The 13,259-nt window shown below is 63.8% G+C and carries 11 protein-coding genes; 8 read left to right on the forward strand and 3 right to left on the reverse strand.

Annotation, left to right across the window (positions count from 1 at the left end; all coding sequences use genetic code 11):
- Positions 1-42 precede the first annotated feature (42 nt).
- Positions 43-948 (forward strand): alpha/beta hydrolase, encoded by a 906-nt coding sequence (locus NKI17_RS33890; RefSeq protein ID WP_352907559.1) that lies wholly within the window; start codon positions 43-45, stop codon positions 946-948.
- Between the two features lie 198 nt (positions 949-1,146).
- Positions 1,147-1,950: a MipA/OmpV family protein gene (locus NKI17_RS33895; RefSeq protein ID WP_352453469.1), complete on the forward strand. Its 804-nt coding sequence runs from the start codon at positions 1,147-1,149 to the stop codon at positions 1,948-1,950.
- A 16-nt stretch (positions 1,951-1,966) separates the two neighbouring features.
- On the opposite strand, the gene NKI17_RS33900 is transcribed toward NKI17_RS33895, so the two are convergent.
- Together NKI17_RS33900 and NKI17_RS33905 are read right to left on the reverse strand one after the other, a co-directional pair.
- On the reverse strand, positions 1,967-2,401 hold the full coding sequence (locus tag NKI17_RS33900) for an RES family NAD+ phosphorylase (RefSeq protein ID WP_352593014.1): 435 nt from the start codon (positions 2,399-2,401) through the stop codon (positions 1,967-1,969).
- Positions 2,402-2,403: 2 nt separating this feature from the next.
- Positions 2,404-2,778, reverse strand: a complete 375-nt coding sequence (locus NKI17_RS33905) for an Xre family toxin-antitoxin system antitoxin (RefSeq protein ID WP_352593017.1) — start codon at positions 2,776-2,778, stop codon at positions 2,404-2,406.
- A 309-nt stretch (positions 2,779-3,087) separates the two neighbouring features.
- On the opposite strand from NKI17_RS33905, the gene ileS reads away from it, so the two are divergent.
- Positions 3,088-6,078 (forward strand): isoleucine--tRNA ligase, encoded by a 2,991-nt coding sequence (gene ileS, locus NKI17_RS33910; RefSeq protein WP_352907555.1) that lies wholly within the window; start codon positions 3,088-3,090, stop codon positions 6,076-6,078.
- Positions 6,079-6,273: 195 nt separating this feature from the next.
- Entirely contained in the window at positions 6,274-6,954 is a 681-nt protein-coding gene (locus NKI17_RS33915) for a hypothetical protein (RefSeq protein WP_352458053.1), read from the forward strand.
- Between the two features lie 84 nt (positions 6,955-7,038).
- Here the strand turns inward: NKI17_RS33915 and NKI17_RS33920 are convergent, their stop codons facing one another.
- Entirely contained in the window at positions 7,039-7,491 is a 453-nt protein-coding gene (locus tag NKI17_RS33920) for a nucleoside deaminase (RefSeq protein ID WP_292653914.1), read from the reverse strand.
- Between the two features lie 76 nt (positions 7,492-7,567).
- Between NKI17_RS33920 and NKI17_RS33925 the strand changes: the two genes are divergently transcribed.
- From NKI17_RS33925 to NKI17_RS33940, 4 genes are all read left to right on the forward strand, one after another.
- On the forward strand, positions 7,568-9,472 hold the full coding sequence (locus NKI17_RS33925; protein ID WP_352907556.1) for a pseudouridine synthase: 1,905 nt from the start codon (positions 7,568-7,570) through the stop codon (positions 9,470-9,472).
- Positions 9,453-10,007, forward strand: a complete 555-nt coding sequence (gene rsmD / locus NKI17_RS33930) for a 16S rRNA (guanine(966)-N(2))-methyltransferase RsmD (RefSeq protein ID WP_352636563.1) — start codon at positions 9,453-9,455, stop codon at positions 10,005-10,007. The genes NKI17_RS33925 and rsmD overlap by 20 nt, the downstream gene beginning before the upstream one ends.
- Before the next feature lie 97 nt (positions 10,008-10,104).
- Complete coding sequence (locus tag NKI17_RS33935) at positions 10,105-11,469, forward strand: M16 family metallopeptidase (RefSeq protein WP_352907557.1); 1,365 nt, start codon at positions 10,105-10,107, stop codon at positions 11,467-11,469.
- Positions 11,470-11,758: 289 nt separating this feature from the next.
- Positions 11,759-13,003 (forward strand): M16 family metallopeptidase, encoded by a 1,245-nt coding sequence (locus NKI17_RS33940; RefSeq protein WP_502894697.1) that lies wholly within the window; start codon positions 11,759-11,761, stop codon positions 13,001-13,003.
- Positions 13,004-13,259: the final 256 nt, after the last annotated feature.

Genomic DNA, 13,259 nt, shown 5'->3' on the forward strand with positions numbered 1-13,259 from the left:
CTGTTCGCCTTTCTCGGCGCTTGGCAAGACTGGGGAAGCAAAATGAGCGATGTGGACGAACACCTCGATCTGATGGAGATCAACGCCGTCCGCAGGCTGTTGACGTCAAAACCACGAACGGTCCGCTGGGACGAACGCCGGGCGCGGCTCGACGAAGTCGGTTCGGTCTGGCCGGTCGCGGAGGACATCCGATGCGAGCGCGTGGTTTTCGATGGCCTCGCGGGCGAGTGGTCCCTGGCGCCTGGGAGTGACAGGGATAAGGTTCTGCTCTTTTTCCACGGTGGTGGCTACTGCTCCGGCTCCCTTAAAAGTCATCGTCGAATGGTTACCGAGGCAGGTCGGGCAATGGGAATACGCACCCTCGCGATCGACTATCGCCGCGCACCGGAACATCCTTTCCCTGCGCAACATGAAGACGCACTCACCGCATGGCGCTTTCTGAGCCGGCAAGGCATCGCGTCGGATCGCATCGTGGTTGGCGGAGACAGTGCGGGCGGCAACCTCACTCTGTGCCTGGTCAGTATATTGCGCACGGCAGGCGAGCCGTTGCCGCGATGTCTTTGGCTGGTTTCGCCTTGGACGGACCTTTCGATGTCCGGCGCGACACTATCAACCAAGGACGCAATCGACCCTATCATCCACCGGGCGTATTTGGAGGAACTGGCAACGGCCTATGTTCCCAATGGCGTTGGTCGGCGCGATCCGCTGATCTCGCCTTTGTTCGCCGATCTGAGCGGATTTCCCCCAATGCTGATACAAGCCGGTTCGGCCGAGACGCTGTTGTCGGACGCAACTCGGCTCGCCGAAGCCGCTGGCGCGGCTGACGTTAAAGTAGGTCTCGAAATTTGGCCGCATATGATTCACGCTTGGCCGGTTTGGAATGCGGGGTTGAGCGCCGGTCGCCGCGCTCTTCACAGCGCAGGCATGTTTGTCCGCGAATGTTTGTAACCCCTGCCGAGGCAACTGCTATCGTGTTCCAAACACTTGATCTGGAATCTTGGTGCGCCAAACAATCGACTGCAACGCGGAACAGGCCGGCCAACGCTGCCAATGTTGCGGATATTAAGTCAAATTTTACCGAACTGGCGCCATGGCTTCAGTCAAGGCTGGTTGTATCGGCCAATGCGTTCGACGTATGGAGTAACGATGCGGTCTGTCCCGACGATCTTGGCCGCATTCATGCTCGGCACCTGCGGCGTTGCCAAGGCCGGCGAGGGCACCTTCGGCTGGCTGTCCGGAGACTGGTACCTAACGGTCGGCGCCACCGGCATGGTTGCCCCGAATTTCGAGGGCGGCAAGAAGTACCTGCTCAGTGCCTCGCCGATCATCTCGCTCGGCAAGGCTGGTCCCGCGGCGCGCTTCACCTCGCGCAACGACAATATTTCATTGGCATTGATCGACGATGGCGGCGTCCGCGCCGGCCTGACAGGCAAGTTCCTGTTTTCCCGCGACGGTGGTGACGCCGACGAATTGAAGGGTCTCGACCCGGTACGTTGGGGCGGCGAGGCTGGCGGCTTCTTCGAATTCTATCCTTTGGATTGGCTGCGTGCCCGCGCCGAATTGCGGCACGGCATTCGCGCCCATAACGGTTTTGTCGCCGACATCGCCGCCGACGCCTTTTACGATGTGACGCCCGACGTCAGGATTTCGGCCGGACCGCGCGTTTCGTTCGCCTCATCGGACTATTTCGACGCCTATTACGGCGTTGATGCCAAGGAGTCCCTGGCCTCGGGACTTAGCGAATATCATCCCGGCGGCGGGGTGAAGTCGGCGGGCCTGGGCGGCGCGGTGACCTGGAAGGTGACCGAGCCGATGACGGCCAGTCTGTTCGGCGAATATTCCCGCCTGATGGGCCCGGCCGCCGATTCCAGCCTGGTCAAGGAGCGCGGCTCCAGGGATCAGTTCATGATCGGCGTGTCGACGACCTATCGCTTCGATTTTTCGATGTGAGCGGGTAGGCGTCGGCTCATTTGATCAAACGGCTGTCGAACGGATAACGGTATAGGCCCGCAATCGTAATGCGTGACGCATCGTCATGGGTCGGGTTGAGCAGATAGTTGTTTGCTTTGCGCATTATGATCGAAGGAATTTTCATGAGCGCGTAACGATTGGCCGAGAGAAAGTCCGTGCCCTGTCGCCGTGTCGATTCCATATCCTTGTCCCAGCCGTCATGGATAACCGGTTCGGTCATTTCTATTCCGTCCGGAACATCGATTTCGATAAGCTGGTAGGTTTCCGGAACGGTTTCGCGCGTCCCATGCACCAGTATCTCCAGCAGTGCCGTCGAAGGGTGGTCGGTGCAATACACGATGGGCATCCCGCGCCTGTTCCATCTTCCATCAACGAGCGTTCCGCCACGACCCGAGAGATCCGCGAAATTGGAGATGCGCCAGATGCGCATCGTCAGGCAAGCATGCCAAAGTCGATGCGGATAAGCTCTTCGGAAACGACGTGGGCGCCGGTCTCTGTCTCGAGGAGATCGATCGGCCTTGCATCATCCAATGCTATGATCTCGCTTCTCAGCCAACGCTGGGCTTTCTCATGGCTGCCGAATACACGATCCGCCTGCTCGGCGATGCGTTCTAGGCGCAGGGCGCGGTCGGATTCAGCTGTCGAAAGCGGCTCGGCACGTTCCTTGCGACGCGCCAGCGTGCGGCGGGGGGCAACGATACGATAGAGTTCTTCGCTACTGAAACCCAGACTGCGCAGATGATCGATCTTGTCCGTAGGGACGGAAAAGTCGTGTGTTGCGCGAATTGCCCTTGCTGCGACCGACATGAACGTCTCCTTGGCACAGGCCATTCTGCTTGCCATTTGCCTACAAATGTATGCGCAATTGGCACACGACGCAAGGAAGCATCAGAGTTCGGGCTTTTCAACGTCGCCTGTCTCGGTTAAAAGCCCAGCCATGACGAGCTTTTCGCGCCTTCCCGCGACTGCGATACGAATTACAGGCCCGGTGTTCCGGGCGGCTTGACCGCCGCCGGAGCCGCCGGGAATCTTGCGCGCGCCTCTCGCGCTTTTTCCAGATCATGATAGTTCAACGCCCGGGCTCTTTTGCCGCCGGGCAACGCATATGGCAGACGAATGACTGATACCGAGACCGCCGAGACGATCGATTATTCCAAAACGCTCTACCTGCCGCAGACGGATTTCCCGATGCGCGCCGGTTTGCCGGAAAAGGAACCGCTGCTGGTCAAACGCTGGCAGGACATGGATCTTTACCGCAAGTTGCGCGAAGACGCAGCCGGCCGCGAAAAATACGTGCTGCACGACGGCCCACCCTATGCGAATGGCAACATCCATATCGGCCATGCGCTGAACAAGATCCTCAAGGACGTCATCACCCGCTCGTTCCAGATGCGCGGCTATGACTCGAACTATGTACCCGGTTGGGATTGCCACGGCCTGCCGATCGAATGGAAGATCGAGGAGCAGTACCGCGCCAAGGGCAAGAACAAGGACGAGGTGCCGGTCAACGAGTTCCGGCAGGAATGCCGCGAGTTTGCGGCGCACTGGATCAAGGTGCAGGGTTCCGAATTCCAGCGGCTCGGCGTCGTCGGCGACTTCGACAATCCCTATACAACAATGGCTTTCCATGCTGAGGCGCGCATCGCCGGCGAGCTGCTGAAATTCGCCATGTCCGGCCAGCTCTATCGCGGCTCCAAACCGGTTATGTGGAGTGTGGTCGAGCGCACCGCGCTGGCCGAGGCGGAGGTCGAATACCAGGACTATGAGTCGGACACGATCTGGGCGAAGTTTCCGGTCGTCAGCCTCGCTCGCCAGGTCATCAACATCGAGGATGGGCAGCCAGCCCTGGACCCCAAGCTGACGCAGACGTCGCTCGATCTGCTTGATGCCAACGTCGTCATCTGGACTACGACGCCGTGGACAATCCCCGGCAACCGCGCCGTCAATTACTCGCCGCGCATCAACTATGGTCTCTACGAGGTTACGGCGGCCGAGAACGCCTTTGGTCCTCAGCCCGGCGAAAAGCTGATCTTTGCCGAGAAACTTGCGGACGACGCTGCCGCTAAGGCCAAGGTCACTCTGAATCGGCTTCGCAGCGTTGGCGCCGAAGAGCTTGAAAACCTTACGCTTTCGCATCCCCTCAAAGCTCTGGGCGGCGGCTACGATTTTCCCGTGCCGATGCTCGCCGGCGATCACGTCACCGACGATGCCGGCACCGGTTTCGTCCACACCGCGCCGGGACATGGCCGCGAAGACTTCGACGCCTGGATGGATGCTGCCTCTGACCTTCGCCAGCGTGGCATCGACACCGCGATCCCCTTCACCGTCGACGATGCCGGCTTCTTCACCAAGGACGCGCCGGGCTTCGGCCCGGACCGCGAGGGTGGAGCGGCGCGCGTCATCGACGACAATGGCAAGAAGGGCAACGCCAACCAGGCTGTCATCGACGAGCTGATCAAGCGCAACGCGCTGTTCGCGCGCGGCCGCCTGAAGCACTCCTATCCGCATTCCTGGCGCTCGAAGAAGCCGATCATCTTCCGCAACACGCCGCAATGGTTCGTCTATATGGACAAGGAGCTTGGCGACGGCACGACGCTGCGCAGCCGCGCCCTGAAAGCCATCGACGATACCCGCTTCGTGCCCGCCGCCGGCCAGAACCGCATCCGCGCCATGATCGAGGAGCGCCCCGACTGGGTGCTGTCGCGCCAGCGCGCCTGGGGCGTGCCGATCGCCGTCTTTGCCGATGCCGACGGCAATGTGCTGCGCGACGAGGCAGTCAACCAGCGCATCATGGACGCCTTCGAGAAAGAAGGCGCCGACGCCTGGTTCGCCGCCGGCGCCAAGGAGCGGTTCCTCGGCAATCACGATGCCTCGAAATGGCAGCAGGTCATGGACATCCTCGATGTCTGGTTCGATTCAGGCTCGACGCATGCCTTCACGCTTGAGGACCGGCCCGACCTGAAATGGCCGGCCGACGTCTATCTCGAAGGCTCCGACCAGCATCGCGGCTGGTTCCACTCCTCGCTGCTCGAAAGCTGCGGCACCAGGGGCAGGGCGCCCTACGACACCGTCGTCACCCATGGCTTCACCATGGATGAGGAGGGGCGGAAAATGTCGAAGTCGCTCGGCAACACCGTCGTGCCGCAGGACGTCATCAGGCAGTCCGGTGCCGACATCTTGCGGCTGTGGGTGGTGACGACCGATTATTGGGAAGACCAGCGGCTCGGCAAGAACGTGCTGCAGACCAATATCGACGCCTACCGCAAGCTGCGCAACACCATCCGCTGGATGCTGGGCACGCTCGCCCATGACGACGGTGAGGAGGTGCCGCTGGACAAGATGCCGGAGCTGGAGCGGCTGATGCTGCACCGGCTCGCTGAACTCGATGAAGTCGTACGCTCGGGCTACGACGCGTTCGAATTCAAGCGCATCACCCGCGCGCTGCTCGACTTCATGGTGGTCGAGCTGTCGGCCTTCTATTTCGACATCCGCAAGGACGCGCTTTACTGCGAAGCGCCTTCCAGCGTGAAGCGCAAGGCTTCCGTGCAGGTGGTGCGCCATCTCTTCGACTGCCTGGTGAAATGGCTGGCGCCGATGCTGCCCTTCACCATGGAAGAGGCTTGGCTCGACCGTCATCCGGATGCGGTCTCCCTGCATCTCGACCAGTTCCCGGAAATCCCGGCGGACTGGAGGAACGAGGCGCTGGCGGAGAAGTGGCGCAAGGTTCGGCAGGTCCGCCGTGTCGTCACCGGCGCGCTGGAAATTGCCCGCGCGCAGAAGGTCATCGGCTCTTCGCTGGAAGCGGTGCCGGTCGTCACCCTCGACGACGCCGCGCTCGAAGCGGCGATCGCCGATGTCGATATGGCCGAGATGGCGATCACCAGCGATCTGGTAATCGTGCACGGCAAGGCGTCGGCGGGCAGCTTTACCCTCGACGACGTCAAGGGCGTCGCCGTGGTCATCGAGAAGGCGGAGGACCGTGGCCTGGTGAAGTGCGCGCGCTCCTGGCGCTACACCGCCGATGTCGGCTCAGATCCGGAATTCCCGGATGTTTCGGCCCGTGACGCCGCTGTTCTGCATGAGCTGAAGGCTTTGCGCCGTCTTTAAGGCGGTGCACAAATGCCACGGCGGGCGGCCGATCGGCCCCCGCGCGTTGCCCTTAACGAGTGGTTGAGGTAAACACGCGAAACTCCGGACGACAAATTGTCGCCGGAATTCCGTCGGAAGAGCATAGGCGATGGGGACCGGACCTTTCTTTGGCCGGCGGCAATCGAGAGGCTGTCTACAGTGGGACTTTTTGGCATGACCGAGAGAACTTACGCGCGCGTTGCGCTGCTGGCGCCGCTTGTCGTATCGGGCCTCGCCTTGTCCGGCTGCATGGGCTCGCCCACTTACGGGACTGACAAGACCGCGGGCGCGCAGCTTGCCGGCGACCTCACCGGGGCTTTTTCCTTCGCACCCAAGCGCAAGGATAGTATCGACTACAAGCCGCGCCCCACGCTGGTGAAGCCGGGGCCGGGGCAGAAGGAAGTCTTGCCGCCGCCGCAGGAAAGCATCGAGACGGCGAGTGCCGAATGGCCCGAATCGCCGGAGCAGCGCCGTGCCCGCCTGCGCGCCGATGCCACCCTGCATCAGGACGACCCGGCCTACCAGGCGCAGGTCATCGATGACGTGCAGACGGATCCGGCGTCGGTCAAGGCCGCGCTGAAGCAGTCGGGCTCGAGCCACCCGCCAGCCTGGACTCCGGCCGATTCGGACAAGAGCCGCGCCGCGGAAATCATGCGCCGCCGGGCTGAAGGCAAACAGGGCGACCCGACCACCCGCAGATATCTGAGCGAGCCGCCGGTGCAATACCGCGCTGCCGCCGCCACCGCGCCTCAGGGTGACCTCGGCGAGGACGAGTACAAGAAGGAACGCCGCCTCAAGAGGGAGGCGGCCGCCAAGAGTAAGAGCGGCGGCATGTTCGACTGGCTGCCCTGGTAGGCTGACGGCGCCAGAGACGTTCTTGCCTGGATTGGCTGGCTGGATTGGCTGACTTGGATTTGGACCGTCTGCCGGACCAGAAAATCAGGGTCCGCGTCGCTCGCGAAAAAAGTCCTTCAGCAATGCTGCTGCTGCGTTCTCGGCCATGCCCGGATAGATGTCGGGCACATGGTGGCAGGTCGGTGACGTGAAGAAGCGAACGCCGTTGACCACTGCGCCGCCCTTCTCGTCGGCAGCGCCGAAATAAAGCCGGCGCAGCCTAGCGAAGGAGATGGCGCCGGCACACATGGCGCACGGCTCCAGCGTCACATAGAGATCGTGGCCGCTGAGCCGCTCGCTGGAAAGCTTGCGGCAGGCCTCGCGGATCGCCAGCATCTCGGCATGGGCGGTCGGATCGGCGAACTCGCGGGTGCGGTTGCCGGCACTCGCAACGACCGTATCGCCGCCGACGACGACCGCGCCAACCGGCACTTCGCCACGCAGGGCGGCGGCTTCGGCTTCTTTCAGCGCCAGGGCCATGAAATCCTGCCGCTTCACGCGGTTTCCATTCCGATTATCTCCTCGCCACTAGAGCGCGATCCTGTTACTACCCGCGCAAACGAGCAAAGGCCACATGGACGACAAAAACAAGAAATTCCCGCGCAAGGCCGGCCCGAAGCCGGCGGGGCCGCGTGGTCGCGATGGCGCTCCCGGCAAGGGCGGCAAGCCACCCTTCGGCGCCAAAAAACCTTACGCTCCGCGCGGCGACCGGCCGGCGGCGGCCGAAGGCGAACGGCCGAAGCGCGACTTCAAAGGCGGCGACAGGCCGTTCAGCAAAGGGCCGCGTCCGGAAGGCAAGCCTTATGAACAGCGCGAGGGTCCACGCAAGCCTTATGCGCCGCGCGGCGACCGGCCGGCAGCTGCCGAAGGCGAGCGGCCGAAGCGCGACTTCAAAGGCGGCGACAGGCCGTTCAGCAAAGGGCCGCGTCCGGAGGGCACGCCTTATGAAAAGCGCGAAGGTCCGCGCAAGCCTTACGCACCGCGCGGCGACCGGCCGGCAGCTGCCGAAGGCGAGCGCGGCGAGAGGCGCTTCGACCGTCCCAAGCGTGATTTTGGCGGCGATCGACCGCAAGGGGCACAAAGGGCACAGGCGGCATCGGAAGGCGGCTTCAAGCCGCGCCCGCGTCGCGTCGAGGCAACGGAAGAAGCCGGCGAACGCATTGCCAAGCGGCTGGCGCGTGCCGGCCTGGCCTCGCGCCGCGACGCCGAGGAACTGATTGCGGCCGGCCGCGTCAAGGTCAATGGCAAGGTGTTGTCCTCGCCGGCCTTCAACGTCATGCCCGGCGACATCATCCATCTCGACGGCATGGAGATCCCGCCGATCGAGCGCACCAGGCTGTTCCTGTTCCACAAGCCGGCCGGCGTGGTCACGACAAACCGCGATCCCGAAGGCCGCAAGACCGTCTTCGACGTGCTGCCGCCCGGGCTGCCGCGGCTGATGACCATCGGCCGGCTCGACATCAACACCGAAGGCCTGCTGCTGCTCACCAATGATGGCGGCCTGTCGCGCGTGCTCGAACTGCCGGCGACCGGCTGGTTGCGACGCTACCGCGTGCGCGTCCACGGCAAGGTCGAGGAAAGCGCGCTTGCCGGCCTGCGCGAAGGCATTGCCGTCGACGGTGTCTTTTATGGCGCCATCGAGGCGACGCTCGACCGCGAGCAGGGTTCGAACGCGTGGCTGACACTCGGCCTGCGCGAAGGCAAGAACCGCGAGGTCAGGAACATCCTGGGCGCGCTCGGTCTCGACGTGACGCGGCTGATCCGTATTTCCTACGGGCCGTTCCAGCTCGACGATTTACCGGAAGGCCATGTGCTGGAGATCAAGGGCCGCGTGCTGCGCGACCAGCTCGGCGAGCGCCTGGTCGAAGAGTCCGGCGCCAATTTCGATGCCGATATCGCCAAGCCGTTTTCCAACAAGCCGGTCAGGCGTGAGCGCGAGGAGGAGCCCGAGCGGCCGAAATTCACCCGCGACGGCGAACGCCGGCCGATCGGCGAGGGCGGCCTGATCAAGAACCGCAAGCGGCGCGAGGGCAGCCGCGACGAAGCGCTCGGCAAGCTGTCGACAAACCCTGACAGGAGCTTTGCGCCAAAAAAGAGCTTTGGCGAGCGTGGCCCCAGACCTGAACGCAGCGACTTCGGGGACAAACCCCGTGGCGACAAGCCTCGTGGCGGCTTCGGTGGGAAAAAATCCGAACGCGAGCAGCGGCCGATCGAGCCGCCGGGCCAGCGCAAGGCCAATGTCTGGATGGCGCCGGGCGCACGGCCGATCGGCAAGGGCAGGGCGGAGGCAGACGCCGCCAAGGCGGCAGAAAACAAGGCGCGCAAGGCATCGTTCAAGCCGTCTTACGGCAAGCCCGGCGGCAAGCCGCAAGGCGGCGGTGCAAAGCCGTTCGGCAAACCGCGCGGCGAGCGCCCGGATGGCGGTGGCGACCGGCCGCGCGGCGGCCCGAAAGGAAGCAATGCGGATCGTCGGCGGTGAGTTTCGCGGGCGTCCGCTGGCGACGCCCCGCACCTTTGCCATCCGCCCGACCACCGACCGCACGCGTGAGGCGGTCTTCAACGTGCTGGCGCATCGCTTTCCCGAAAGACTGGACGGCGCACGCGTGCTCGACCTGTTCGCCGGCACCGGCGCGCTCGGCCTCGAAGCGCTGTCGCGCGGCGCCTCCTACGCTGTCTTCATCGAGGAATCCGCCGAAGGGCGCGGCCTGATCCGCACCAATGTCGAGGCCTTCGGCCTCACCGGCCGCACCAAGATTTTCCGCCGCGACGCGACGGGCTTGGGCGAGGCGGGCACCATCGCCGCATTCGGCCTGGTCTTCGCCGATCCGCCCTATGGCAAAGGCCTCGGCGAACGCGCGTTGCGCTCGGCCAAGGCCGGTGGCTGGCTCGCCCCCGGCGCCCTCTGCGTCGTCGAGGAAGCGGCGGCGGCGCCGTTCGAGGCAGGGCCGGGCTTTTCGGTTGTCGACGAGCGCAACTATGGCGAGACGGTCATCCGGTTCATCGAGGCCGCCTGAGTTCGGCTTCCACGATGGCGCCTTCAAAATGACGAACAATTCGCTTTGCCTCGACCAGCAACCCCGCCTATCGTCCCACTACAAACCGGAGCCATCTATGACATTTCAGGCTGAATGGCTGCGCGGAACGCTCTTGGGACTGGCTCTGGTGATGGCCGCGCCGGCTCTGGCGGATAACAATCCTGACGATGGCGTCGTCACCGATTTCCTGCTCGACAATGGCATGGAGGTCGTCGTCATCCCCGATCACCGCGCCCCCATCGTCACCCATATGGTCTGGTACAAGATCGGCAGCGCCGACGAGCCGCCGGGCAAGTCCGGCATTGCCCATTTCTTCGAGCATCTGATGTTCAAGGCGACCAGCAACCATGCGGCGGGCGAGCTCGACCGTGCTGTCGCCGCCATCGGCGGCTCGGACAACGCCTTCACCTCCTACGACTACACCGCCTTTCACGAGACGGTGGTGCCTCAGGCGCTCGGTGAGATGATGGGCTTCGAGGCCGACCGCATGCGCAATCTCATCCTCAACGACGACGTCATCAAAACCGAGCGCGACGTCATCCTCGAGGAGCGCCGCTCGCGCATCGATAGCAATCCGCAGGCGGTGCTCGACGAGGAGATCGACGCCACGCTGTGGCAGAACCAGCCGTACCGCATTCCGGTCATCGGCTGGATGCAGGAGATGGAGAAGCTGAACCGCACCGACGCGATGGCCTTCTACAACAAATATTATACACCCAATAACGCCGTGCTGGTGGTGGCCGGCGATGTCGAGCCGGAAACGGTCAAGGCGCTGGCCGAAAAGACCTATGGCAAGGTCGCGCGCGGCCCGGATCTGCCGCCGCGCATCCGCCCGGTCGAGCCGGAGCAGAACACCAGGCGCACGGTGACGCTGACCGACGGGCGCGTCAGCGTGCCGAGCTTTACCACGCAATGGGTGGTTCCGTCCTATCACACGGCAAAGCCCGGCGAAGCCGAAGCGCTCGACGTGCTGTCCGAAATCCTCGGCGGCGGCAACCGCGGCCGGCTCTACCAGGAGCTTGTCGTCAGGCAAGGCATCGCCGCCGAGGCCGGCGCCTTCTTCCAGGGCACTATGCTCGACGACACCAATTTCACCGTCTACGGCGCGCCGCGCGGCGATGCCAAGCTTGCCGACATCGAGGCCGCGGTCGACGCTGAGATCGCCCGCATCGCGAAAGACGGCGTCACCAGCGACGAGCTGGAAAAATCCAAGGACCGTTTCGTACGCTCGATGATCTTTGCCCGCGACAAGCAGGAGGACATGGCCAACATCTACGGCTCGACGCTCGCCACAGGCGGTAACGTCCAGAACGTCCAGCAATGGCCGGACCGCATCCGCAAGGTCACTGCCGACCAGGTCAAGGCGGTCGCTGCCCGCTATCTCAATCTCGACCACGCAACGACCGGCTATCTTCTGCCGCAAACCCAAGCTGGGAATTGATTTGATGATGAGCCAGCATGGTCCCGCTCTGTCTTCTCCCCTCGTGGGCTACTCCCCTTCTCCCCTTGTGGGAGAAGGTGGCCGAGCGAAGCTCGGTCGGATGAGGGGTGTTCCAGCTTGGCACCAACGGCACTCCGTCCAACACCCCTCAACCGTCTCGGCGCTTCGCGCCGATCCACCTTCTCCCACAAGGGGAGAACGGAAGCGCCCGCACGCCGGCTCTCTTCTAGCAACCCTGTTCCTCTCCCTTCTCTTTGTCATCCTGCCGGCGCTTTCCGCTCGCGCCGCCATGAACATCCAGGAGGTGACCTCGTCGAAGGGCATTGCCGCCTGGCTGGTGGAGGATTATTCGGTGCCGATCGTCGCCATCCGCTTCGTCTTCGATGGCGGCGCGACGCAGGATCCGCCCGGCAAGGAAGGGCTTGCCAATCTGATGAGCGGCCTGTTCGACGAAGGTGCCGGCAACCTCGACAGCGAGGCCTTCCAGATCAAGCTTGACGATGTCGGCGCCGAGATGAGCTTCGATGCGCAGCGCGACGGCATCTACGGCTCGATGCGCATGCTGGCCGAGCAGCGCGACGGCGCCTTCGACCTGTTGCGGGTGGCGGTCAACCAGCCGCGCTTCGACCAGGTGCCGATCGACCGCATCCGCGCGCAGATCCTGTCCGGCATCATCGCCAACGAGCGCGATCCCGATACGCTCGCCCAACGCAAATGGCTGGACGCGATCTACGGCAGGCATCCCTATGCGCGGCCCGACCAGGGCACCAGGCAAAGCATCGCGACGATCACGCCGGCCGATCTCAGCGCCTTCCACAAGGCAAGTTTCGCCCGTGACGGCCTGCATGTCGCGGTGGTCGGCGCCATCGACGCCGAGACGCTGAAGCAGAAGCTCGACCTGGTGTTCGGCAGCCTGCCGGAAAAGCAGGCGCTTACGCCCGTTCCCGACATCGACCTGAAGCTCGGCCAGCAACTCGAGGTCGTTTACGACCAGCCGCAGGCCTCGCTGCAACTCGCCTATCCCGGCGTGAAGCGGAATGCGCCGGACTTCTTCGCCGCGGTGCTGATGAACGAGATCCTCGGCGGCGGCACCTTCACCTCGCGGCTGTTCGACGAGGTGCGCGAGAAGCGCGGCTTGGCCTACAGCGTCAGCTCCGACCTCGTCGACCACCAGCATTCCGAGGCGCTGTCCATCACCACCTCGACCCGCGCCGATAGGGCGGCCGAGACGCTGGCCGTGGTGCGCGACGTGGTCAAGCGCATGGCCGAGGAGGGGCCGACCGAAGCCGAGCTGGCGGCGACCAAGAAATACATGATCGGCGCCTATGCCATCAACAATCTGAATTCCTCCGGCGCGATCGCCTCAACGCTGCTCGAGATTCAGCTCGGCAAGCTCGGCATCGACTACATGCAGCGCCGCGCCGCCCTGATAAACGCGGTGACGTTGGACCAGGTGAAAGCGGTGGCGAAAAAGCTGCTCTCCGCCGAGCCGGCCGTCATGGTGGTCGGGCCGAAGCTGGGAAGCAAGGGATGAGCGGTTGCCTGTATTTCTGGCCGGCGCCGGTTGGCTCCCCCTTCTCCCCTTGTGGGAGAAGGTGTCGCCGAAGGCGACGGATGAGGGGTGCTCCAGCTTGGCATCGACCGAGCTCCGTCCAACACCCCTCATCCGTCTCGGCGCTCCGCGCCGATCCACCTTCTCCCACAAGGAGACCTTTGCACAGAAGCCGATTGGTGATTCTGTGATGATGGTCGAAGCAGGGAGATTCGGGATGGCGGATCGTGTTCTGGGT

This window comes from Mesorhizobium sp. M0816, from assembly GCF_040320005.1.
Taxonomy (GTDB): domain Bacteria; phylum Pseudomonadota; class Alphaproteobacteria; order Rhizobiales; family Rhizobiaceae; genus Mesorhizobium.